The 23,473-nt window shown below is 61.5% G+C and carries 23 protein-coding genes; 9 read left to right on the plus strand and 14 right to left on the minus strand.

What is annotated here, in order from left to right; translation table 11 throughout:
* The 6 genes from WN72_RS24900 to WN72_RS24925 all read right to left on the minus strand — a co-directional run bounded on the left by WN72_RS24900 (position 1) and on the right by WN72_RS24925 (position 6,726).
* Complete coding sequence (locus tag WN72_RS24900) at positions 1–798, minus strand: MBL fold metallo-hydrolase (protein ID WP_027558084.1); 798 nt, start codon at positions 796–798, stop codon at positions 1–3.
* 13 nt (positions 799–811) lie between these two features.
* Positions 812–1,588 carry a TatD family hydrolase gene (locus WN72_RS24905; protein WP_027558085.1) on the minus strand — a complete coding sequence of 259 codons (777 nt, stop codon included), beginning with the start codon at positions 1,586–1,588 and terminating at the stop codon, positions 812–814.
* A 12-nt stretch (positions 1,589–1,600) separates the two neighbouring features.
* Positions 1,601–3,622 carry a methionine--tRNA ligase gene (gene metG, locus WN72_RS24910; RefSeq protein WP_092217268.1) on the minus strand — a complete coding sequence of 674 codons (2,022 nt, stop codon included), beginning with the start codon at positions 3,620–3,622 and terminating at the stop codon, positions 1,601–1,603.
* Positions 3,623–3,731: 109 nt separating this feature from the next.
* Complete coding sequence (locus tag WN72_RS24915) at positions 3,732–4,778, minus strand: DNA polymerase III subunit delta' (protein WP_092217269.1); 1,047 nt, start codon at positions 4,776–4,778, stop codon at positions 3,732–3,734.
* The gene (gene tmk, locus WN72_RS24920) at positions 4,775–5,461 is read right to left on the minus strand and encodes a dTMP kinase (RefSeq protein WP_092217270.1); all 687 of its coding nucleotides are present in this window, start codon (positions 5,459–5,461) and stop codon (positions 4,775–4,777) included. Before tmk ends, WN72_RS24915 begins: the two co-directional genes overlap by 4 nt.
* A 2-nt stretch (positions 5,462–5,463) precedes the next feature.
* Positions 5,464–6,726 (minus strand): D-alanyl-D-alanine carboxypeptidase family protein, encoded by a 1,263-nt coding sequence (locus tag WN72_RS24925; protein ID WP_092217271.1) that lies wholly within the window; start codon positions 6,724–6,726, stop codon positions 5,464–5,466.
* A gap of 153 nt (positions 6,727–6,879) precedes the next feature.
* On the opposite strand from WN72_RS24925, the gene WN72_RS24930 reads away from it, so the two are divergent.
* Positions 6,880–7,836 (plus strand): alpha/beta fold hydrolase, encoded by a 957-nt coding sequence (locus WN72_RS24930; protein WP_027558090.1) that lies wholly within the window; start codon positions 6,880–6,882, stop codon positions 7,834–7,836.
* On the opposite strand, the gene WN72_RS24935 is transcribed toward WN72_RS24930, so the two are convergent.
* Both WN72_RS24935 and WN72_RS24940 read right to left on the minus strand, forming a co-directional pair.
* Entirely contained in the window at positions 7,830–8,756 is a 927-nt protein-coding gene (locus WN72_RS24935; RefSeq protein WP_092217272.1) for a septal ring lytic transglycosylase RlpA family protein, read from the minus strand. The genes WN72_RS24930 and WN72_RS24935 overlap by 7 nt on opposite strands.
* Positions 8,757–9,725: 969 nt before the next feature.
* On the minus strand, positions 9,726–10,016 hold the full coding sequence (locus WN72_RS24940) for a hypothetical protein (RefSeq protein ID WP_027558092.1): 291 nt from the start codon (positions 10,014–10,016) through the stop codon (positions 9,726–9,728).
* A 160-nt stretch (positions 10,017–10,176) separates the two neighbouring features.
* Here WN72_RS24940 and WN72_RS24945 point away from each other — a divergent pair, with 160 nt between their 5' ends.
* Positions 10,177–10,758 (plus strand): TIGR00645 family protein, encoded by a 582-nt coding sequence (locus WN72_RS24945; RefSeq protein ID WP_027558093.1) that lies wholly within the window; start codon positions 10,177–10,179, stop codon positions 10,756–10,758.
* Positions 10,759–10,774: 16 nt separating this feature from the next.
* Here the strand turns inward: WN72_RS24945 and WN72_RS24950 are convergent, their stop codons facing one another.
* On the minus strand, positions 10,775–11,095 hold the full coding sequence (locus tag WN72_RS24950) for a DUF1476 domain-containing protein (RefSeq protein WP_167380929.1): 321 nt from the start codon (positions 11,093–11,095) through the stop codon (positions 10,775–10,777).
* 404 nt (positions 11,096–11,499) lie between these two features.
* Entirely contained in the window at positions 11,500–11,691 is a 192-nt protein-coding gene (locus tag WN72_RS24955) for a hypothetical protein (RefSeq protein WP_027558095.1), read from the minus strand.
* A 539-nt stretch (positions 11,692–12,230) separates the two neighbouring features.
* On the opposite strand from WN72_RS24955, the gene WN72_RS24960 reads away from it, so the two are divergent.
* From WN72_RS24960 to WN72_RS24975, 4 genes are all read left to right on the plus strand, one after another.
* The gene (locus WN72_RS24960) at positions 12,231–12,518 is read left to right on the plus strand and encodes a DUF3551 domain-containing protein (RefSeq protein ID WP_092217275.1); all 288 of its coding nucleotides are present in this window, start codon (positions 12,231–12,233) and stop codon (positions 12,516–12,518) included.
* Positions 12,519–12,925: 407 nt separating this feature from the next.
* Entirely contained in the window at positions 12,926–13,273 is a 348-nt protein-coding gene (locus tag WN72_RS24965) for an SxtJ family membrane protein (RefSeq protein ID WP_244553800.1), read from the plus strand.
* A complete protein-coding gene (locus tag WN72_RS24970) occupies positions 13,273–13,425 on the plus strand; it encodes a DUF5989 family protein (RefSeq protein WP_092217276.1) in 153 nt (50 codons plus the stop codon). The genes WN72_RS24965 and WN72_RS24970 overlap by 1 nt, the downstream gene beginning before the upstream one ends.
* A gap of 2 nt (positions 13,426–13,427) precedes the next feature.
* Positions 13,428–15,257, plus strand: coding sequence for a carbamoyltransferase family protein (locus tag WN72_RS24975; RefSeq protein WP_092217277.1), 1,830 nt, complete (start codon positions 13,428–13,430; stop codon positions 15,255–15,257).
* Between the two features lie 4 nt (positions 15,258–15,261).
* On the opposite strand, the gene WN72_RS24980 is transcribed toward WN72_RS24975, so the two are convergent.
* Complete coding sequence (locus WN72_RS24980; RefSeq protein WP_143130648.1) at positions 15,262–16,407, minus strand: SGNH/GDSL hydrolase family protein; 1,146 nt, start codon at positions 16,405–16,407, stop codon at positions 15,262–15,264.
* 820 nt (positions 16,408–17,227) lie between these two features.
* Between WN72_RS24980 and WN72_RS24985 the strand changes: the two genes are divergently transcribed.
* Positions 17,228–17,449 (plus strand): hypothetical protein, encoded by a 222-nt coding sequence (locus WN72_RS24985; protein ID WP_092217279.1) that lies wholly within the window; start codon positions 17,228–17,230, stop codon positions 17,447–17,449.
* Positions 17,446–17,811 carry a hypothetical protein gene (locus WN72_RS24990; protein ID WP_092217280.1) on the plus strand — a complete coding sequence of 122 codons (366 nt, stop codon included), beginning with the start codon at positions 17,446–17,448 and terminating at the stop codon, positions 17,809–17,811. The genes WN72_RS24985 and WN72_RS24990 overlap by 4 nt, the downstream gene beginning before the upstream one ends.
* Positions 17,812–17,951: 140 nt before the next feature.
* On the opposite strand, the gene WN72_RS24995 is transcribed toward WN72_RS24990, so the two are convergent.
* Positions 17,952–19,100, minus strand: a complete 1,149-nt coding sequence (locus tag WN72_RS24995; RefSeq protein WP_244553801.1) for a serine hydrolase domain-containing protein — start codon at positions 19,098–19,100, stop codon at positions 17,952–17,954.
* Positions 19,101–19,650: 550 nt separating this feature from the next.
* On the opposite strand from WN72_RS24995, the gene WN72_RS25000 reads away from it, so the two are divergent.
* Positions 19,651–20,436 (plus strand): hypothetical protein, encoded by a 786-nt coding sequence (locus tag WN72_RS25000; RefSeq protein ID WP_092217282.1) that lies wholly within the window; start codon positions 19,651–19,653, stop codon positions 20,434–20,436.
* 1,291 nt (positions 20,437–21,727) lie between these two features.
* On the opposite strand, the gene WN72_RS47640 is transcribed toward WN72_RS25000, so the two are convergent.
* Positions 21,728–22,081, minus strand: coding sequence for a hypothetical protein (locus WN72_RS47640; protein WP_167380930.1), 354 nt, complete (start codon positions 22,079–22,081; stop codon positions 21,728–21,730).
* Positions 22,082–22,792: 711 nt separating this feature from the next.
* On the minus strand, positions 22,793–22,975 hold the full coding sequence (locus WN72_RS25010; RefSeq protein WP_092217312.1) for a hypothetical protein: 183 nt from the start codon (positions 22,973–22,975) through the stop codon (positions 22,793–22,795).
* Between the last annotated feature and the right edge of the window lie 498 nt (positions 22,976–23,473).

Consider the following 23,473-nt stretch of genomic DNA (forward strand, 5'->3'; position numbering starts at 1 on the left):
TCAGTGCGTCTCCAGCCGCATCCCGTCATAGGCCGGCACGACGCCCGCGGGCAGCGATTGTCTGATAACCTCGTAATCGACATCGGCGGTCATGTTGGTGATGACGGCGCGCTTCGGCTTGAAGCGTTCGATCCAGGACAGCGCATCATTGATGCTGAAATGACTGGAATGGGTGATGTAGCGCAATCCGTCGACGATCCAGAGATCGAGGTTCTCCAGCGCCCCCCAGCTCTCGCGCGGGATGTCGTTGAGGTCAGGCGTATAGGCCGCGTTGCCGATGCGATAGCCGAGCGCGGGGATCTGGCCGTGCTGCACCAGGAAGGCCGTCATCTTCACCGCGCCGCCCTTCCCCAAGATGGTCTGGCTCTCGCCGGCCTCGATGGAATGCCGCGTCAGGATCGGCGGATAGTCGCTGCCCTCCGGCGAGATGAAGCAATAGGAGAACCGCGCCATGATGTCTTTCGCGGTCGACTGATTGAAATAGGTCGGAATGCGCTTGCGCATATGGAGCACGACCGAGCGAAGATCGTCCATGCCGTGGGTCTGGTCGGCATGCTCGTGGGTCAGGAAGACCGCATCGATGTGATCGACATTGGCGTCGATGAGCTGTTCGCGCAGGTCAGGCGAGGTGTCGATGACGATCCGCGTAGTGCCGTGCTCGCCGGCCTGCTCGACCATCAGTGAGCAGCGGCGGCGGCGGTTCTTGGGATTGTTGGGATCGCAAGCACCCCAGCCGAGTGCCGGGCGCGGCACGCCGGCGGAGGAGCCGCAACCCAGGATCGTCAGCGTCAGCGTCATGCGGCTCCCAATCTTACGCTTTCACCTTGGAGAACAGGCGGAAGAAATTGTCGGTGGTCTGGCGCGAGATCTCCTCGAGCGACACGCCGCGCGTCTCGGCGAGCACCTTGGCGACCTCGACCACATAGGCCGGCTCGTTGCGTTTGCCCCGGAACTTGCCGGGCGCAAGATAGGGCGAGTCTGTTTCAACCAGAATACGGTCCGACGGCAGTTCGGCCGCGAGCGCGCGCAGGGCCTCCGACTTCTTGAAGGTCAGGATGCCCGTGAAGCCGATATAAAGGCCGAGCGACACCGCCTTCAGCGCCAGATCACGCCCGCCGGTGTAACAATGCAGCACGGCGCCAAACGATCCCTTGGCCGCCTCCTCTTCCAAGATGCGGGCGCAATCCTCATCCGCCTCGCGTGTATGGATCACCAGAGGCAGGCCGGTCGTGCGAGCCGCGGCGATGTGGGCACGAAAGCCCCTCGCCTGCGCCTCGGGCGAGCCGTTGTCGTAGAAATAGTCGAGCCCGGCCTCGCCGAGCGCGACGACCCTGGGATGCTGCGTCAGCGCGATCAGCTCGTCCGGCGTGATGCCGTCCTCTTCATCCGCGTTGTGCGGGTGTGTGCCGACCGAGCAGTAGACGTCGTCGAACCGCTCGGCGATGGCGAGAAGCTGGTCAAGCTTTTTCACCCGCGTCGAGATCGTGACCATGCGGCCGATTCCGGCCGCACGCGCACGCGACACGATCCCGTCGAGATCTTCTGCAAAGTCGGGAAAATCCAGATGGCAGTGGCTGTCGACCAACATCGAATGAACGCCTTACGCCGCCGGCTCGATGTAGCGCGGGAAGGCCGGCGTCGGCGCGGGCAGCGTCGAGCCAGGCGCGATCCGCTTGTCGCCGCCGAGCATCGCAAAATCGCGCTCACCAGCGGGGATGCCGAGGCTGTCGAGCAACAGGCTGGACGCGGTCGGCATCGCCGGCTGGGCCAGGATCGCGATCTGGCGCACGACTTCGGCGGTGACATAGAGCACCGTCTTCTGCCGCGCAGGATCGGTCTTGGCGAGCACCCACGGCGCCTCGCCCGCGAAATAGCGGTTGGCTTCCGCGACCACCGCCCACACCGCGTTGAGCCATTGATGGATCTGCTGCGTCGCCATCGCCTCACGTGATGCGGCGACCATGCCGTCGGCCAACGCCAGAATTGCCTTGTCGTTGTCACTGAACTCGCCGGGCTCAGGCAGCACGCCGCCGAGTTGCTTGGCGATCATCGACAGCGAGCGCTGCGCAAGGTTGCCGAGATCGTTGGCGAGATCGGCGTTGATGCGCGCGACGATGGCCTCATGGTTGTAGTTGCCGTCCTGTCCGAACGGCACCTCGCGCAGGAAGAAATAGCGCATCTGATCGACGCCATATTGGTCGGCGAGATTGAAGGGGTCGACCACGTTGCCGACCGACTTCGACATCTTCTCGCCCCTGTTGAACAGGAAGCCGTGGGCATAGACCCGCTTCTGCACGGGAATGCCGGCCGACATCAGGAATGCCGGCCAGTACACTGCGTGGAAGCGGATGATGTCCTTGCCGATGATGTGCACGTCGGCCGGCCAATAGCGCCAGTTCTTGTCGCTCTCGTCGGGGAAGCCGACGCCGGTGATGTAGTTGGTGAGCGCATCGACCCAGACGTACATCACGTGCTCTTCGTCGCCGGGCACCTTGACGCCCCAGTCGAACGTCGTGCGCGAGATCGAGAGGTCGCGCAGACCGCTCCTGACGAAGCTCATCACCTCGTTGCGCCGCGCATCCGGGCCGATGAAATCAGGATTGTCCGTGTAGAGCTTCAGAAGCTTGTCCTGATAGGCGGACAGGCGGAAGAAATAGCTCTTCTCCTCGACCCACTCGACCGGCGTGCCCTGCGGCCCGAGCCGCACGCCGTCGTCGTTCAGGCGCGTCTCGTCCTCGGCGTAATAGGCCTCGTCGCGCACGGAGTACCAGCCGGCATAGGTGTCGGCATAGATGTCGCCGTTCGCCTCCATGCGCCGCCAGATCTCCTGGGTCGAGCGATGGTGCTGCTCTTCGGTGGTGCGGATGAAGCGGTCGAACGACACGTTCAGCCGTTCGTCCATTTCCTTGAACCGGCCGGCGTTGCGGGTCGCGAGCGCGGCCGGTGTCAGGCCTTCGTTCTGCGCGGTTTGGACCATCTTCAGGCCGTGCTCGTCCGTGCCGGTCAGGAAGAACACGTCCTTGCCATCGAGCCGGGCAAAGCGCGCCAGCACGTCGGTGGCGATCGCCTCATAGGCGTGGCCGATATGCGGCTGGCCATTGGGATAGGCGATCGCGGTCGTGATGTAGAAGACGTTGTCGCGCGCAGCAGCGACTGCGGGCGCGGCAGCTTGCGGAGCGGCAACGGGCTTCGGCGCAGGCGCTGCCTCAGGCTTCGTTGCCTTGGGCTTCGATACCTTTGGCTTCGACACCTTGGACATCACAGCCTTCGGCGGCGTGGCGACGGGAGCGGGTGCAGCGGTCGCGACGGGCGCAGTCACCGCCGCCTTCTTGGCCACCTTCTTTGCCGGAGCCTTGTTCGTCGCCGGAGACTTGGCCGTTTTTTTGGCCGGCTTCTTGGTCGCCTTCTTCACTGCCTTCTTTGCGACGGCCTGCTTCTTCGCAGCTTTCTTTCCGGCCTTCTTCGCCGTCTTCTTCACACCCTTTTTGGCGGCAGCCTTCTTGGTCTTCTTGACCTTCCTGGCGCCTTTGCGCGCAAGCGCCTTCGCAGCCTTCTTCGTGGCTTTCTTCGCAGTCTTCTTGCTGCTCTTGCCCTTGGCAGTTTTCTTAGCTCGCGTTGCCACGACGAATTCCTTTACCGGCTTCTCAAAATCTGGAAACGAACCTGCGTTCGGTTATTGTTTTGAGCATGATCCTTTCGGAAAACCGCTCCGCACTTTTCCGGATCATGCTCTACCGCGTTGCGTCCGCCAGCCAGTCGAACACCGAGAAAACCAAGGGCTTGCGCTCCAGATTGTAGGTTTCGGTGTCGCGCGCGGCGCGGACGATCTTTTCCCATACCTCAGCTAGGCGCGCAAGGCGCGGCAGGTTCTGGTTCGCGTTGGCCTCGTCCGCATGCAGGCGTTCCGCGATCCAGCGATCGATACCGTCGATGAAGGCGGCGAGCGCGACACGGTCGCTGGTGCCGAGGGAATCGCCGAGCGTGTGCAATTCGCGCGGATCGACCTGGGGCAGTCGCGCAAGCAGTGCCGCCGTGCGCTGCTGGAGCTTGAGCGCGTCGCCACCGAGCAGTGTCAGCGCGCGCGCAACACTGCCCTCCGAAGCCTCCGCCGCCTCGCGCAGCGCTGGATCGTTCGCATCGAGGTCAGCCGCGAGAGCTGCCGCGCCGATCACGTCATCAGTGGCGAGCGGCCGCAGACGCAGCTTGCGGCACCGCGACTGGATCGTGGCAAGCACGCGCGCCGGCGCGTGACTCACCAGCAAGAACAGCGATTGCTGCGGCGGCTCCTCCAGGATTTTCAGCAGCGCGTTGGCCGCATTCGGATTGAGCTCGTCGACGGTGTCGACGATGCAGACGCGCCAGCCTTCGGCGGCCGCGGTGGAGCCGAAAAAACCGATGGTCTCGCGCGTCTCGTCGACGGTGATCACGGTCCGCATCACGCCGCGGTCGTTGGCGGTGCGCTCCAGCGTCAACAGGCCGCCATGCGAGCTCGCGGCGACCTGCCGCGCCACGGGGTCATCGGGATCGATCGCGAGATCCTCGGCGCGCTGCACGGAAGGCGCCAGCGGCTGGCCGTGCGCAAGCACGAAGCGCGCCATGCGATAGGCCAGCGTCGCCTTGCCGATCCCCTGCGGCCCGCCGATCAGCCAGGCGTGCGGGATGCGACCGCTGCGATAGGCCGTCAGCAGTGCGCTTTCGGCCTCGCGATGGCCGAACAGCCTCGATGTCTCGCGCGGATGCGGAATGGCCGTCTCGCGCTCGGCCTGGCGCGGACTCATGCTGAGATCACCGAAGCCGGCGTGGGAAGGAGGCGGTCGCGGACCGCGGCCCAGACTCTTCCAGCGACCGTGTCGGGATCGGAATTGGCGTCGATCAGCACGCAGCGTCCGGGCTCGTCCGCGGCGATCTTGCAATAGGCCTCGCGCAGGCCTTGATGGAAAGCGAGCTTCTCGCCCTCGAACCTGTCAGGCGCGCCGCTGCCGCGCCGCGCGGCGGCGCGCTCGAGGCCGATCTCGACCGGCAAATCGAGGATGATGGTGAGGTCCGGCTTGAGATCGCCGATCGTGACCCGCTCCATCGCGTTGATCAGCCCGGCCGGAACGCGGCCGAGACTGCCCTGATAGGCGCGCGTCGAGTCGGCGAAGCGATCGCACAGCACCCAGGCGCCCTGGTTGAGCGCAGGCTCGATCAGGGTGCGGACATGGTCGTCGCGCGCGGCCGCGAACAGCAGCGTCTCGGCCTCGGGCCCGAGCAGCTTGCCCATGCCCGACAGCACCAGATGGCGCATGATCTCGGCGCCCGGCGAGCCGCCCGGCTCGCGCGTGACGAGGATCCGCATCCTCGCCGCCTTGAGGCGGTCGGCGAGCTTCTTGATCTGGGTCGACTTGCCCGTCCCCTCGCCGCCTTCAAAGGTGATGAAGCGTCCACGTCCGGACGGCCGCTTGACCGCGCTCTCACTCATGATCAGAGCTTCTCGGCGCCTGCGCGGAACATGCCGATCACCAGCTCGCTGGCGCCGTCGATCGCGCGCCGCATCGTCGAGCCGGTGCCGATCGCCTCCGCCGCATAGACCGGCGTCTCCACCGCGATGTTGCCGCTGCGCCAGACCTTGACCACGCCGACCTGCTGGCCTTCCTGCACGGGCGCGCGCACCGGGCCGCTATAGACGATGCGCGCGATCAGCTTGTCGCTGCCGTTCTTGTGCACCATCACCTTGACGGGCGTCTTGGCCACCAGCTTCACCGAGCGGCTCTCGCCGCCGAATACCTTGGCGTAGCCGACCGGCTGGTCGGCCGCGATCAATGTCCGCGTCTCGAAATTGCGAAAGCCCCATTCCAGCATCTTCTTGGCTTCGGTGGCGCGATCCTCGGGGTCTTCGAGCCCGTTGACGACGACGATCAGCCGCGTGCCGTTCTGCACGGCCGAGCCGACCATGCCGTAGCCGCCTTCCTTGGTGTAGCCGGTCTTGAGGCCGTCGGCGCCTTCCATCGAATTGAGCAGCGGATTGCGGTTGGGCTGCCGGATCTTGTTCCAGGTGAACTCCTTCTCGCCGAACAGTTTGTAGAATTCGGGGAAGTCCAGAATGATGTGGCGGGCGAGGATGCCGAGCTCACGCACGGTCATCTTGTTGCCGGGGTCGGGCAGACCGTTGGAGTTGCCGAAAGTCGATCTGGTCATGCCGAGCTCGCGGGCGCGCTTGGTCATGAAGTCGGCGGCAAAGATCTTCTCGTTGCCGGCGATGCCTTCGGCGAGCGCGATGCAGGCATCGTTGCCGCTCTGGATGATCGCTCCATGCAGGAGATCGTCGACCGAGACCTTGCTGTTGATCGCGGCGAACATGGTCGAGCCGCCCGAGGGCGCCCCGCCCTTGCGCCAGGCATTCTCGCTGATCCGATAATCGTCGGTCAGCTTCACGTCGCCCTTCTTGATCGCGTTGAAGACGACTTCCGCCGTCATCAGCTTCATCATGCTGGAGGGCGCGCGCAGCTCGTCGGCATTCTTCTCGAACAGCACGCTGCCGCTGGAGGCTTCGATCAGGATCGCGGTCGGCGCATCGCCGTCGAAGCCGGCCTCTTCCGTCTTCTTGGCGCCCTGCACGCTCTGGTTGGCGGCGTGGAGCATCCCGCCCCAGCCGACGCTCGCCGCCAAAACTGTCGCGATCAGCCCACGCGCCAGCGCTCCGGCGGTGCACCGGCTGCGACGGAGCGGAATGAGACGAAATGCCATGGCCAAGCCCTGAGAGCGGCGTTCTAACAGTTGGAACCGGCGCGAACAACACGCGGCTGGGTGCCGGCACCCGAGTTTGCACGATTCGCGCCACGCCCCTATCGTGGCACCTCATGTTTGACGACCAAACCCCTGAAACAAGGCGGAAAAGCGATGTCCTCCACCCGCGTGATCAAGGCCAACGGCATCGACCTCTTCATCCGCGAAGCCGGCCAGGGACCGCTGGTGGTGCTGTGTCATGGCTGGCCGGAGCTCTCCTATTCCTGGCGCCACCAGATCCCGGCGCTGGCAGCCGCCGGGTTTCACGTCGTCGCCCCCGACATGCGCGGATACGGCCAGAGCGCGGCGCCGGCCGAGATCGACGCCTATTCCATCCTCGACCTGGTCGGCGACGTCGTCGGCCTCGTGCAGGCGCTGGGCGCGACCAAGGCGATGGTGGTCGGCCACGACTGGGGTGCGCCGGTCGCCTGGCATGCGGCGCTGTTCCGGCCTGAGATCTTCACGGCGGTGGCGGGCCTGAGCGTGCCGCCGCCGTTCCGCGGCCGCGGCAGGCCGCTCGATCTGTTGCGCCAAGGCGGCATCACCAATTTCTACTGGCAGTATTTCCAGACGCCCGGCGTCGCCGAGGCCGAGTTCGAGCTCGACGTCGCCCGCACCATGCGCATCGTCCTCGGCGGCCGCGGCCTTGCCGATCCCAGCGCCGCGATGTTCGTGCAGGAGGGCAAGGGCTTTCTAGGCCACGCGACCAGCGAGGAGCCGCTGCCGGACTGGCTCAGCGAGGCGGATCTCGCCACCTTCACCGAGAGCTTCCGCAAGTCGGGCTTCCGCGGCGGGCTGAACTGGTATCGCAACCTCGACCGCAATTGGGAGCTGACGGCGCCCTGGCAGGATGCGCAGATCCGCCAGCCCTCGCTCTTCATTGCCGGCTCGACGGACGCCGTCATCACCGGCCTGATCGGCGCCAAGCGCATCAACGAGCTCGAGCGCGTGCTGCCCAACCTCCAGCGCAAATTGATCATCGACGGCGCCGGGCACTGGGTGCAGCAGGAGCGCCCCGACGAGGTCAACGCCGCGCTGGTGAAGTTCTTGAAGGAGAGCGCGGCTCAGTAGAGGCCGCGGCCGCTCAGGATGCTGCGGGCCTCGGCAGCGCCGTCCGAGGTATTGGCAGCGCTCTCGGTCGCATAGCGGCCGTTCTCGTCATAGGACACCGCGCGCGCGTTCTGGAGCGCCCGGCCCCGGCTGCGGCTCGAGGCCGACATCTCCGAGGTCGCATTGAGCGAGGCCATGTCGGCGGAGGTGTTGCCGAGATTGTAGGGCCGCCCCTCCGGCATCGGGACCTCGCCGCGAATGGCACCGCGGCTCGATGACGGCAATTCCGGCACGAACGGCCTTGCGGACGCGACGCGCACCATGGACGGCGACGGCGCCGGAATGCCGGTGCGCAAGGTCGCCATCAGCTGGCGGTCGTCGGAGCCTTCGAGCGGCGCCCGGCCGACATATTCGACGCGGACCTTGGCGACGCCATTGCCTTTGAATTCAAGCAGTTCGGCAGCCTTGTTCGAGACGTCGATGAGCCGGTTGCCGTGGTAGGGGCCGCGGTCGTTGACGCGGACGATCAGCGACTTGCCGTTCGACATGTTGGTGACCCGCGCATAGGACGGCATCGGCAGCGTCGGATGCGCCGCTGTCAGCGAGCCCATGTCGAACACTTCGCCGTTGGCGGTCAGGCGGCCGTGGAAATCATCGCCGTACCAGGACGCCATGCCTTCGGCACGGTAGTTGACGTCCTCCTCCGGCACGTAGGTCTTGCCCGCCACGACATAGGGCTTGCCGACGCGGTAGGTGCCGCCGCCCTTCGGGACCGGGTCGCCCCAGGCCACGACGCGCGGGCTCGAGGACACGCCGTATTTCGGATCGACGCGGCTGGCGAACTTGTTGGACGAGGCGCAATTGGCGAGCGCGAGGCAGGTTGCGACTGCCGCAACACCGCGCGCGGCCCGCAAAACCGAATCTGACCGTCGGATCCCCATGTGCCCCAAATACCACTTCGCCGGAGGCGTACCCAACCCGCTTTGGCTACGGGGGAGCGCTGTCCGGTCCTTCAAATCCGAAGCGGCCCACCACCGCGTCGGAGCAGTAAGGATAACGCAACCCGAACACGGCGGAAATGGGGAGCCCGCGGCGATCACAGCGGAATGGTAAACGGGGCGTTCGCTTCTCCCCGTTGATCTACGGACCGCAGGCGCCCTTTGCTGTGCCACGGCTGGACATGCTGTTGCGCCAAAACCTCACTCCACCCCCATTGTCGCGCGCCGCCCTGGAATTCTTTTGACTGTGCAAGGCCGCCCGCGTCTTCTCGGCTGGCAGGGGCGGATTGGAATTTAACGATGATCGAGACGGTTTCGGCACTGATGGGTCTGGTAAGCGCGGGGATCTTCCTGGCCCATGCGTTTGAAGGTTACCGCACGAGGGCCTGAGGCACTCGCGCGGTCGGCAAGCATCACCTCTTTCAAGGGCGGCACGTTCGGACATTTTTAATCAATCCGACCGAGCATCGAAAACGAGAGTGGCAGGTGTCCCATGCGCAACCATGATCTGGTATCGGATAGCTTCCTGGTGCTGACAGCCGGTGGCTTGGTCCTTCTCTGCTCGAGCCTTGTGGCCCTCGCCTTCGGCTGAGCGCGATCGCAGTTTCGCTTTTTCCGACCACGATTACGCCGCGACGCAGCATGCGGCTGCTGCCCGCCATAGCCCCTCTCCCGTTTAGTTGATTGAATTCCTACGCGCGGCGCCTCGACTTAATTTCAAGAGGCCATCACCAACGAGGGTGACGCAAATGCTTGCAGAGAAATTTTTTCTTGTTCTGGAATCTCTGATCCGCGGCGACCGCATTTACCCCGACGGCAGCCCCCGAACCGTTAGCTCCTCCCCGCACGTGCCGGTGAAGCTGCCGAACCAGAAATAACCGGCGTCGGCCGAACATCCGAATCACGCGCCGCTCAGCGCAGGCCGAGCAGCGAGCGGCGATAGAAGCTGTCGCGGGCCTCGCTCCGGCACACGAAGCTGCCGTCGAAACCCTGGCCGTAGCGCTTCTGGCCCTTGCCGTAGTAGACGCCCTTGCGGAAATCGAGCCAGACCACCTGGTCGTGCGGGCAATGGCGCTGCGCCTGCGCCTCGTAGCGAAACGGCGTCAGCGGCGTTGCCGCAACGTCCGTGGCGCCGGCGCCAACCAGGACCGCGGCCGCGAGCACAATCCCGCCCACTGCCTTGCCAAATCCATTCCAGGACACGCCCGCCCTCCCGATCCAGATCGCCTGTGCTGCGGCCGCCGGCAGGGTAACACGAGACGTCACGGTCCGCGAACGGCAGCCCCGGCCTCGCGTCTTCCACCGGCCATCTTGCCGGGGTACATGAATGCAAGGTCATTTCGCTCGCAAGGATACTGCCTGAATGTCGGTTGAGCCTGAGCCCAACACTGGCCCACATTCCCTGCCCGCGCCGCGTCTCGGCATCCTGCCGATGATCATCTTCGGCTCGCGCTGGCTGCAACTGCCGCTCTATCTCGGACTGATCGTGGCGCAGTGCGTCTACATCGCGCTGTTCCTGAAGGAGCTCTGGCATCTGTCCTGGCACGCGCTCGACCTCACCGAGCAGCAGATCATGATGAGCGTGCTAGCGCTCATCGATGTCGTGATGATCTCCAACCTGCTGGTGATGGTGATCGTCGGCGGCTACGAGACCTTCGTCTCGCGGCTCGACCTCCAGGGCCATCCCGACGAGCCGGAATGGCTTGGCCATGTCAATGCGAGCGTCCTGAAGATCAAGCTCGCCATGGCCATCATCGGCATCTCCTCGATCGCACTGCTGCGCACCTTCATCGAGGCCGGCAATCTCGGCTCGAGCCGCGCCGGCTTCACCGAGACCGGCGTGATGTGGCAGGTGCTGATCCACATCACCTTCATCGTCTCGGCGCTCGGCATCGCCTATGTCGACAAGCTCAGCGATTCCGGCATGCGCAGGCATGCCGAGTGAGGCGCAAAGGCCGGGCTTATTGCTTGTCTGCTTCGAGCTGCGCGAGCGCCTGGTGCAGGCACTCCTGAAGCTTGACCGCGACCTGCTCGCGCGCCACGCCTCTGGCGGCGAGATCGCCCGAGACCTTGTTCACGACCTCGTCGATCGTCTGGCTCCCCAGACTGTCCGTCACCAGCGCCGTCGCATAATTCGAAGCCGCATCGCCGCTGAGCCCGAGCTGGCCTGCGGCCCACAGCCCGAGCAGCTTGTTGGACCGCGCAGCGGCCTTGAACATGAGCTCCTCGTCGTGGGCGAATTTGGCTTCAAAGCCCTGCTCGCGCTTGTCGAACGTGGTCATGGTCAGCTCCATCTCGTTTTCGCGTCAAGAGGATCGAAACTGGCTGGGAGCAATCGTCTCCGTGGATTCACGTCAGTTCGGGATCATCTGAAGCTTCCGGCGGAAGCCAAACGCCGTCAAGCCTCTCCCTGCATGGCGGGAAGATCGAGCGCTGACGCTTGAACAGCGACCTTGCGGGAGTTTCGACGGCTTGACCGGGTATGCCCTTGGCAGGCGGCCCTCTCCACCCTGGACCTCGCGCGCAGCCGGTTGCTCGATGTCGCGAATGATTGCCGCATCGCAGCCGAGGCAAGCGAGGCGCTCGAGCTCGCTTTGAGCGCAGCACGGGGCGATGGCCGGCACTGGCGCCGGCACCGGCCGCAAGATCTCATCGAGAGCCATTTCGGCGCGACGCGTGGGATCCGTCAGGCCTTCGCGGCGGCGGCCTCGCGCGCAAGACGTTCGGCCTTGAGCCGCTCCTTGTTGGCGTAAAACGCCTTCTGCGCCTCTTCATGATCGCGCATGGCCTTTTCGGCCTCGATCCGGCGCGCCGCATCGCGCGCCTGGCGCTGTTCAGGGGTCAGGGGTTTGCGTCGGTAGGAAAGGTCTTCAGTCATGGCGAGACAACGCGACGGTGAGGAAAGAGTTCCGCCCCTCACCCCAACCGGGGGGCCCGGCCAAACCGAAATGTCCGCTTATTCAGGACCTTAGTGGTGACAATCCGAGTTGGACTCGAAGCCATCCGCCTTGCCGGCAGGGCGCTCAGACAAATATCGAAAACAACCCCATGCACAGTAGCTAAGTCGAGCTGGCACAACGCTTTTTCTCATCCGCCGCGGAAAGCCGTTTGACACGTCGGGCAAAACAGCGACATTCTGCCAACTTCGGAAAATCCGTCACGGAGATGCCCGCACCGCCTGCGTCGCGGCGCTTGCCTTTCCACGTCTCGCCTGACCGGACTCCTCTTGCGAAGTCGAGCGCGACCGCTAGCTCATATTGGTCATCCGGGAAGATGAGCGCGTGTGCCTGTTCCCGCAATGGCACCGGTTGGAAGAACCGGAGACATTCTGCAACGGGAAGTGAGCTGCGACACTGTGGCTACTGTCCGAAGGCGCCACTCAAATTCGATTGGCGAGAACCAAATCAGGAGGTGAACATGACTCGCCTGCTTCTCGCGATTGTATCAGCTGGCTCAATTCTGGTATCGGCGGGTTCGATCTCGCCCACGACCGCACGGCAATATCGCCAAGGCTACATTTCCCAGAGCGGCCCAGCTGATCTCTACTGCTTGCAGGGGCGGATATGGGGCTACCCCGGCAACTGCCAGTTCGCAACCTACGAGCAGTGCATGGCAACCGCATCGGGTACGAACGCCTATTGCGGTATCAACCCGCGCCATGCCTTCGCCGGCAGCGGCTATCGCGGTCAATGGTATCCCTACTAGGCCAGCGTGACCCGCGCGCGTCGGATCAAGACCCTACGCGCCCCACCCTGCGCATCCCGAGAAGGCCGATTGACGCGTCGGGCAAAACAGCTGCGCAAATGCGATTATTCCGACGTGGTCGCGCTGCCCGCCCTCAGCTCGCAACCGTGACGCCGCTTTGCCGAGACCGGCAAACCTCCACGTTACCATGGACATTGCCGAGAGCTCCCGTAATAGGCGCTGTACCGCCCGCCATTGTTGGATTGACTCGACACATCCTTCTATGGAATGGGCTACTTTTGCGGTATTCAGACGATTTCTGATACCTAAAGATGGGCTCGGATCAAGCGGTGAGACAAACCACTCACGAACCTCTCTCCCAAAAGGAGAAACTCGTTGTTGGCTCTGATCGGTCTTTTGGATGGGTGATGGCCGCTGCTCTCGCGGTCGTCAGCCTTCTCAATGTCTGGCACTCCGGCCACTTGTGGCCATGGACCTCGGCTTTGTCCGCAGTGTTCGCACTTTTCGCAATCGCTCGTCCGGCGATGCTGCATCCACTCAATCGTGCCTGGATGAAGCTCGGCTTGCTTCTGCATAGGATCGTGAACCCGATTGTGATGGGGCTCATCTTTTTTGGTGCGATCCTGCCTACCGGCCTGGTGATGCGCTTGCGCGGCAAGGACCCGCTGCGCCTGAACCGCGACGCGGGCGCGGAGAGCTACTGGATTCGCCGGACGCCCGGTCCCGCGCCCGAAAGCATGCGAGATCAATTCTAATGCTCGACTTCGTCTCCGAGATCTGGCGCTTTCTCCGCGTCCGGAAGAAATTGTGGCTGCTGCCAATCCTGGTCATGATGGTCATATTCGGTGGCCTGGCCATCCTGGCCAAGGGGTCGGTCGTCGCTCCCTTCATCTATACCCTGTTCTAGGAATGCGGATCCTCGGCATCTCGGCTTTCTACCATGACAGTGCAGCAGCACTTGTCGATGACGGCCGTGTCGTTGCGGCCGCACAGGAGGAACGTTTCACACGGAAAAAGCATGACGCCGCGTTTCCGCAGCACGCAATAGCGTCTTGCCTGGAGATATCGGGAGCAAAGCTATCCGACATCGATCATGTGGTGTTTTATGATAAGCCGTTCCTCAAGTTCGAGCGGCTTCTGGAAACCTATGTCGCACTCGCGCCGAGCGGGTTCCGCTCTTTCCAGATGGCGCTGCCGCTTTGGTTGAAAGAGAAGCTCTTTCAAAAAAGCCTGCTACGGAAGCATTTGGCTGAATTCGACCCGGAGTTCGCTCTCGATCGCCTCTTGTTCGCCGAGCACCATCTGAGCCACGCGGCATCGGCCTTTTTTCCATCGCCGTTTGAAAAGGCCGCGGTCCTGACGATGGACGGCGTTGGAGAATGGGCCACGACCTCCGCGGCGCACGGCGATGGCAACCGCCTGGAGATTTTTCAGGAGATCCATTTCCCGCACTCGCTCGGCCTGCTCTACTCTGCCTTCACTTATTACACGGGCTTCAAGGTCAATTCCGGCGAGTACAAGCTGATGGGGCTCGCGCCCTATGGCGAGCCAAAATACGCTCAGCGCATTCTCGACTCCCTGATAGACCTGAAGGCCGATGGATCGTTTCGCCTCGATATGTCGTATTTCGACTATTGCACCGGGCTGACGATGACCAACGAACGGTTCGCTCAGCTTTTTGGCGAGCCTGTCCGCGAACCCGATCAGTTGCTCACCCCGTTCCACATGGATATCGCAGCCTCGATCCAGTCAGTCCTCGAGGAAGTCGTTCTCCGTCTGACCCGCAGCCTTGCCAGCCAAACCGGCGCGCGCAATTTATGCCTTGCAGGGGGCGTTGCGCTCAATTGCGTCGCGAACGGCAAGGTGTTGCGTGACGGCAAGTTCGATTCCGTGTGGATTCAGCCCGCCGCCGGAGACGCCGGAGGGGCAGTTGGAGCTGCCCTTGCCGCTTATCACCAATTCAAGCAACAGCCGCGTCGCGTTGTGGCTGGCGACGGTATGTCGGGAGCTTTTCTGGGACCTGAGTTCTCGCAAGACGAGGTCGAGCAGCGGCTGCGCGCCGTTGGTGCGCGCTTTGACGTCCTGACCGAAGAAGCGATGATCGAGACGACCGCGGCAGCGCTCGCCGACCAACTCGCGGTTGGATGGTTCCAAGGCAGAATGGAGTTCGGACCGCGCTCGCTTGGAGCACGATCGATCCTTGGCGATCCGCGCTCCGCTTCGATGCAGAAGAACCTAAATCTCAAGGTAAAATATCGCGAGAGCTTCCGGCCGTTTGCACCTGCGGTGGCCCGCGAAGACGTCGCCGACTGGTTTGAACTAGATAGCGACAGCCCCTACATGCTTTTCGTCGCTGACGTCAGGAACGACCGACGTCTTGCAATGAGCGAAGACGAGCAGGCACTTTTCGGCATCGACAAGCTGAATATCGTGCGGTCGAGCGTCCCCGCCGTGACGCATGTCGACTACTCCGCCCGCATCCAGACGGTCAGCGCCGACACAAATCCGTTCTTTCATCGTCTGCTGGTCCGCTTCAAAAGCCTCACGGGATGCCCAATTCTGGTCAACACCAGCTTCAACGTGCGTGGCGAACCGATTGTTTGCACGCCGGAAGATGCCTTCCGCTGCTTCATGGGCAACGAGCTCGACATGCTGGTGGTCGGAACCTGCGTCCTGAGAAAGCAGGACCAGGATCCGAGCCTAAAGCAGAGCTACAATTTAGACCTGCCACCAGATTGAACGGTTACTGTCGACGCTCGGAAGCAATCAGCCGCTGTACCTGTTCAGCGACCAAATCGTTGCCTCGCTCAGTCATGTGACAACATTTGTCGACGAACACGTCGTCTTCCGGATAGTCCCTCAAGAGCCCGATCGTGTCGAGAAAGCTTGTGTCCGCGTGCCTGACGGAGAATTGCTTGGATTCATCGTTCGCCGCATCGATCGCGGAACGAAGTGCTGGAGGCCACCTCTGATACGAGCTGTATGGCACGGTGATCGGCGCAACGATGAGCTGCTTCACGCCGGCCCGGACGGCCAGATCATGTAAGCGCTCCAGCGCTTGCCGAATTTCGAGCCGGTACCGGTTGAGCGATTGCTCGTCAATTGGGGTTATCACGTCCAAACGCAGCAATTGATCACGGATCAGTTCAACTGAAGCAATGGGCTGCCACTTCTTCTTGACCAGCACTGCTTCGGTCGTCCAGTCAACTTCCGGACGCCAGTCCGCGCCGAGGCGCGAAAACTGCGTCGCAGGATCGAAAAATTGAAGATAGAGCGCGCTTATGTTGAACTTGCCCGCGATCTCGTGCTCGAAGCGCGCAACGGCCTGGAACAACGAATAGGATGGAATTGCCGCATTGATGACGCATCGAACGTCATTCGCCTTCTGCAAACGTTCGAACAGTTTACTGGGCATCGATGCGTTGTCAGGCTCGCCATACCCGAATGGAACGGAATCCCCGATGAACACGACGTTGGGGCAATCCGGCTCGGTCCGCTGTGCGCCGCGGCGAAAGCCATATGCATCGGTCGAAATTCCCCAGCCATTTCCATAATTCGGATTTGTTGAATCTGGAACTGCTGTAACGTGGCGAGCGTCGTCGACAAGCCGTGTAAACGAGCGCACCTGGAACGTCTCGGTTGCAACGGGAATCCGCGCGTTACGCACATAGCGCCAAAGCTGCGCCATGCCCTCTACCGACAGAAGGACGAACACGAACATGATGACGTAAAAGATCGCCTTCTTGGTTGGACTTAGTTCTGGCGATGTCGACTCCCGGCTACTCAACCAAAGCTCCCCAACGTTCAGAGATTCCAAACCTGCCGCACCAAAAAATCCCGCCTCTGCGCAGACTTCTTTTGCATAGCTGACAGCCGCCGGGACGGTCAACTTCCGGTGGCCCAAAAGCCGGCGATCGACGATCGGCTCGGGGAGATCGGAAGACTGATGACGTTGCGGCGAACACGATGCGATCGCGCGCGTGCTGACGCGATCAAGGTGGCTGAAGGCACGCGGCGATGATTTCGTCAGGCGGCTAGAGTACCGCAGCCAGAATATAGCTTAGAGCCAGTGGAAGCCCCGAGCTGGCCATACCAAGTGCAATTGCAAATCTCCGACGCTGCCTTTTCACAACCCTGGATGGAAATGCCCAGCTTCTGTCGCAAGTTCGGGCCGAAAACCGTCCGTCGTCACGATGCGTGTTCGGCGATCGATTTGCGTAAACAGCTAAATCCGGGGTGGATTGGCAGATTACCTGACAGTCGACAATTCATTTCCCAGCGTCTACCGAAACGCCTCCGCTAATCAAAGGAGTCGACCGCTGCGCGAGGACAGAGTACCTCGCAAGAACTTCAAAAGATCAGCTTTGCAATAATTTCGCGACTTCCAGCCGATCAAATTCGGACGTAACTTACCTCGGTACAATTTCAATATCCGCACTTGCCGCGTCGGAAGTCGATCTGTTTGGGGCGGCCTGTGCCATAGGCCATCACATTTATGGCCATCGGCCACGCCCGGCAGTCGGACAGGCAATCATTGGGCTATTCGGATCAAACAACGTCACGCGAAATGAACCAGCTATAGAACGGCGAAGTTCCTAGCGTGTGAAGTCGACTTTGGCCGCCGCCAAATTGCGGAGCCACTCAGCGGTGTTTAGGAAGCTATCTCACGCAGCGCACTTCGCCTCACCGTAGCTAGCTGGGGGTGCAGCATGAAGAGAACGGATGCCGGGATTTGTTTGGATGCGTTGTGGCGTGCGCGCGTTGCCTTGAGCACGGACATCAATCCGGTGAATACTTTTGAGGCCGCAGGGGCCCTAGATCAAATAGTCGATTTCATTGATAGCGAAGAAGTTGATGCGGCTTTGTCGCGGATCAAGGCGCGCGACCATTTCACGGTCATGGAGTTCAGATATCGCGAGGCTCCCCGATGACTGAGTCAGTGTGGTTGTACGTCAACGTGCCCAAGGGAATCGTAAAAGTCTTCGGTTCTTACGATACTGCTAACGAATGGCTATGCCAGAATGATCCCTATGGCGTAGCCGTTGAATGTCCAGTGGAAGATAAGCCTAGGTCCATCGTGCCGAAGCGAACGGACGTGCAAGTGCTGCTTGGCGCCTTTCTGGATGCGCGGGCGATTTTGAGCGCCTACCTAGTGCCAAATAGTCCTCGTGACGCGAACGCCACGGTCGAAAAGCTGATGGACGCACTCATCAGTGATCATGTGTTAGCGGCGCTCAGTCGCATTGAGAGGCGGCGTCGTTTCGGCCTGGTCGAGGTAGAGCACACCAATTAGGAGCCCTGCTGCCCGCGCTGATCTCTGATCGATTGTACCCTTGCTCGGATCGATCAAATGGCTATCGACGACTTCAGAGAGACCACGCCGCTATTTGTGCCGGAGACGTCTTTGTCGGTTGCCTAGAAGGCGCAGCCAAGCTAGGGCCGGCCATCCGGCCAGTCATATTCCAATGCGATACTGTGCATGATCTCGCTGGCCAGTTGGCCACCGTTAGCTCCGTTCGTCATGACGACAGCGCCATCTCCATTCTCAAACAGGATCATCGAGCTGAGAAAACCAGCATTGTCGCCTTCGTGCAGAAATCGTTGATGTGGTGAACGCCCGCGAACAACAAAGCCCAGCCCGTAATCGCCAAAACCGGGCGTGAGCATTTGGAGCGCCGTGGCCTGAGACAACAGGGACGTATCGCGACCGGTCCATGCATCCAGAACACCCAGCGCAAAGTGTGCAAGGTCAGTAGGTGTCGTCCACAATCCCGCCGCGGCTAATTCGGGATAGGTGTGTGGACCTCCAGGCACGGGCGCTCCCGTTGCTTGATAAGGTGTTGCGGCAATTTGAGCGTCATTTTTTGGGAGAGGCTGGAGGAAACTACTGTGAGTCATTCCGAGCGGCTTCAGGACAACTTCTTCAAGCAGGTTTTGGAATGGCTTACCGCTTACGTCGATGAGCATCTGCTGCACAATGGTATAGCCCCCGCTAGAATACTCAAACTGTGCGCCGGGCTCGTGATGGACGACAATAGGTGCTGTATTCGCCGGCGGCTCCCCGTTGAGAATGTTGCGGAGTGAAGGAATTGGTGTGTCCGCAGCGTACCCAGGAAAGCGGCGGACCGTGACACCAGCCGAGTGATTCAGCAGTCTTCGAAGTGTAACCATGGATTGGGCGCTAAAGGAGTTGGCCGGAAGCTTCCAGTTTTTGAGGGACAGATTGACATCGCCATCAAGATTGAGTTTCCCGGCCTGAGCTAGTGCAAGCGCCGCCACTGCAGTAACCGGTTTGCTGATCGACGCTGCCTGGAACAACGTTTCAGGCAGGACCGGCGGACCACCGATGCTAGCGTGCCCGAACCCGCGAGCCCGGATCGCGCCGGCGTGAATGATAGCGATGCTGACGCCAGGCACGTGCAGTTCGTTCATCCGGTCAACAAGCGTCATCGGGCGGCCGCTAGTAGCCGGCCGCAGGCCATTCACAACGCGCAGGATGCGCTGCTCGAAATCGCTGTCGCTGGCTAAGGCCGCGTTGTCCTGAGCGCGTGAAGTCGGGAGGACAACGAGGCTACCTATCATCGCGAGCAAGGCTCGATGAATGATCCTGAGAACCGTCGACTTAGCGTTCCGCGGACAGACGACAGATCGAGACATAGAACAATCCTACCATAAGGCGCAAAGCTTCCCTCGACACGTCTTGCTCGCCCGTGGTGGATCGTGGGCGAGGATCGCCATATGCCTGAAGAGGCGAATGAAACCACATTCTAGGGCCGTAGGATTTGCCTGCGCCTCCTGACCAAATGGACGCACACGGAGGGACGGCTCAGTCCAGTGCCGGAGGCGTTTTGGTCGTTTTTGCAGCGAGGTACCGGATCGGGGGGCATTATTCGAAGGGTCAGTGCTGCTTCCGTAGTTTCAGGCCACCGAACATAGTTCCGCCTTCTCGGCCGCGTTAAAACGTACAGAGCAACTGGCAGGAAAAACGATTGACGAGCACCTGCATGCTAATCCGTGGGAAGCCTCGTAAGCTCGAGACCAGTGCGTTCCGCTGCGTGTTAGCTCGCGCCGTAGCGCAGATGCGCCGATCACTCTCATGCGAATGCCAACGCATTTTGATACTGAGCATCAAATGAATTCCACGCTGGACGACGGGCTCGCGAAAGAGCCGATCGCAAGCTTGGAGGAGCAGCTGTCGAACCTGCTCGAAGCTGGATTCGCTCCTACGGCCCCGCCGGCCAGCATGAAGAGGTCTCCCGCTGCCCTCGCAACGATTCAGGCGCATTGGCAATATGTGGCTTTCGTCGGTTTGCTGTTGGCAGCATCCATGAGTGTGGCTGCCTGGTGGTGGTCATCCTCCGTTGAGACGGCAAGGATGACTGCCTCAGATCCAGCAGCTCTGACACGCGCCGTGCCGGACGCCGTCGCACCGACTGCCGTTGCACTGAGCTCCGAGTTAACGCAGCAACTCCAACCGATGGCGCGCGATCTCGCTGCCTTGAGCCAAACGGTCGAACAACTCAAGGCGAGGCAAGAACAATTGATCCGCGACAATGACAATCTGGCGAGCCAACTCAAGGCGAGCCGAGAGGAGTTGGCACGCAACGACCGTATCATCGACCAGATCAAGGCCAACCAGATCGAAATGGCGCGCCAAAACATGACGCTTACCGAGCGGCTCGACGCAAATGAGGAACAACTCGCCCGCGTCCTCACCAGCGCTTCAGAGCCAAAGGCGACACCCGAAGCGCCGCCACAAGTAAGCCCCGAAGAGCCAAAGGTGATGCCCGACATACCGCTGCCGCGTCCGCGGCAGCCGGCCAATGTTGCCCAAACGCAAAGGCCGCCGCCAACCCCGGAGCGATCGCAGGCCAAGAAGCCGCAGCCGTTATTGGCATGGCCATGGTCACAGCGCTAAAGCGGATATCGACGTCCCATAGGATGCCCGAGACCGTTCCCCAAAAGCAAACACGCCGACCTCGACGACGAAGGCCGCAGCGAAGTCAATCGCTGCGGCCCGCGCAAGGTCAAATGAACCGGGTGAAAAGATCCAAGTGAAGTATGAGCCAGCCCCGGTGCCCAAAGTAGAGCACTGCGGTGTTTCGGCCGTATTTCGTCGCGCAAGAAAATGCTGTTCCTTTTGAGGAACTTAGAAGGTGTGACATTAAGGTCAGAGCCGCTGAGGGCATCGAGAAGCCGTCGGCCTTGGCCTGCGGCATCGGGCACTCGGCGGGCCTTGCGGAGGGTAGAAGGCCCCGGCGGTGGGGGATCACGCGGCCGGGGCAAGTCACCCATCGTTCGGCTCAGATTGCCCGAGCTAAGCGTCAACCCCGTATCCGACCGAAAAGTTTCGAGAACGCCAGCCACTTCTCAATTTCTTAGCCAATTACATAATCGTTCCGTCTGGGGAACGGCCGCCATGGACGACCGCGCTCACATCCTTGATGGTGACGGGCGGATCATCGGTGTGCACGAGCTGGATTGCGCCGACGACGAGGATGCGAGACAAAAGGCAGCCCAATTTCTAGATGGTACGACTAGAAGTCTGGCAGCGAGAGCGGCGCGTCGCGCGATTGAACACCACACCAGACAATAGCGCCTAACCTACCAAGGCGCCGCCTATCTCCAAAGACATACAGACCCCGTTGCCGAATCGCCCTAGACCCAATGTGCCTTGGCGCGCCCCATTACCGTCGAGGCTTCCAACGGCTCCGGCGTTGTGCCGGGGCCGTTTTTTTGCGACCTGGCGGAAGGGGTGTCTTGTCAACCTCGTTGATTCAACTGGACTTTTCTCGCGGCTCGGAAGAATAGCTACGGTGTTTGCAACGGTCGTCCCAGCAATATCTCAACCGTAGTTTTCCGCCCGTGAGCGAGGCTTGCGCCCTGCTGCCTTTTCATCAAAAGCGGCCACGCGGCGGATTATTTTTTGTTGGTCCGAATAAAGAATGTCCCATCGGCATGCTCAAATCATGGAGAAGAGAATTTCCTCCTCAAATCTCCTCGCGACGCACTAGAGGGAGCCGGAGCGGAGTGCGATGCTTTCTTGAGACGATTCCAAGCAATAGCTGAAGCGGCCCTCGCGCTCGCCGGCAGCGCCGATCCCGATCTGAGCGCCTTGGTGGAGCAATCGCTGAAGGCCGTGGGCCCGGAGAGATGCAAGGTGACTGCCGGCCAGCAGTTGGCCTCGCCCATCCTTCCCGGAGGTGTGTTCAAATCCACAGGTCTGCTGGCAGAGCAAACCGATCTGCGCCTGCGGACTGAGCTGAGGCTCCGAGCGAATAGACTGCCGTTGATCGCAGCCATTTGTCGCCTTGCCCACCACAATTATCCGCCACTAACCCGCCCTCTATCTGATGGCCCGGGGAGCGGTGAATTGAAAATGACCGGAGAATCCCTACTCCGACCCTGAAATCGCCGCGCGCAAGCTCCTCGAACCCGCCGCGAACGTCGAGTCCGTCCAGGATGGGCGCATCCATATCGAAAAGATCAACGCGCCGTTTCTGCTTGCGCTGAAGGCCAGCGGCGCCGAATTTGGCGCCGGTATCAGGTACGCCGTCGAGCACGGCTGGCTCGAGCTGCACGAGCGGAACTTACGTCAGGCTGCTCAACAAAGACGGAGGGCGGCCTCTCTGAAGAAGCCATGGGTGCTGTTCTCATTAGGACACCCGCACATTAAATTTAGGACACTCTATCATTTGAGACTCGTGGAGTGAATCCCGGGCGGGACGCTGTCAACCGGCGTGCCGCGTTGAGTATGGTGCGTCGGGCGGTCTCGGTGCGTCTCGGTCCAGCCCCGGAGATGCCCGGGGCCGTTCGTACCCGCACAGGGGAATTAGGACACCAGATGTCGCCGGACTTCGCCGGGCTGCATGTTCAATGAAGCTGTCAGGTCCGCATCCAACTCCCGTTCAACTAGGCTCGCTGCCCAGCCTTCGGGGATGGCGTCGAGCACTCGATCCACAGCGGCGCCTCGCTCCGTCGCTGCTAGCCAGAGCTGGCGTGCGCCGCTGTCGGTTGTGACCCGAACCAAATAAACCCGTTGCATCCGATATAAGCACCAAAACGGGCGTAGGTTTCTGTGAGGCAGCCTTAGTTCATCTTGCGGCGCGGCCTGGATGATCTCGCGGAGGTCGTTCGCGTACTCCGCGAACATACGGCGCCTCCTCCATCCGGGACGGCTTGACTTCCCTTTCGGTCTGTTTCGGCGCGGTCGGACATGCCTCGATGGTCCGCTGCTGAGGCAAGCTCCGTTTGAGCTAGATCAAAGAGACACCCTACTCTGCTGCCTCTCGGACGGTGCGGATTTGCTCAGATCGACGGGCCAATTCGTCGTAGGTCTTGGCGACCTTGCGGAGTGTTTCTTTCGTCTTTGCGTGCTCCGAATTGTCCGCCTTTGCCAGAAACTCTTCCGCGCGGTCCCGAAAATACTTGGGGGTGTAGATACGCTCGATGCCCATGACGCCAATCCCGATTCGTACGTTCATGCTCTTTAATGGACGACCCCCGTCGAACTGTTCCCTTCGTCTTTAGTCGTCCCAGATCAGTGCTCCGCACTTGCATTTGAAGACGCGGATAAAACGCTTCGTCTCCATGTCCCAAATCTTGTCAGCCAAAGTGAGCGGCTGGCTGCATTTGGGGCAGCGGTACACCACAGGTGTAGGAGGTGATGAGAGAGGCATAGCCCGTCTCCTTATCCAGAGACGCACAATCGCCGCGGCCGTTCCAAACTTAACTTAGGATATTTTTGGCAGCTGCTCCGGCGACTGTCCGGAGCCCGCATCAAGTACGCGGTCGAGCGCGGCTGGCTTGAGCTGCGCTACGTTCGGCTGCTGGCGCCGAAAGTCTGCTGACGAGAGCGTAAAAGATGCGTCCTGCGCGCTACGATGGAGGTGCTTCAGGCTGCCCAACTGATCGGGACAAAGTTCGGTAGGCTCGTTCTGCCTGCTCCTTCGTCA

Origin of the sequence: Bradyrhizobium arachidis (genome assembly GCF_015291705.1) — a bacterium.
Taxonomy (GTDB): Bacteria; Pseudomonadota; Alphaproteobacteria; order Rhizobiales; family Xanthobacteraceae; genus Bradyrhizobium; species Bradyrhizobium arachidis.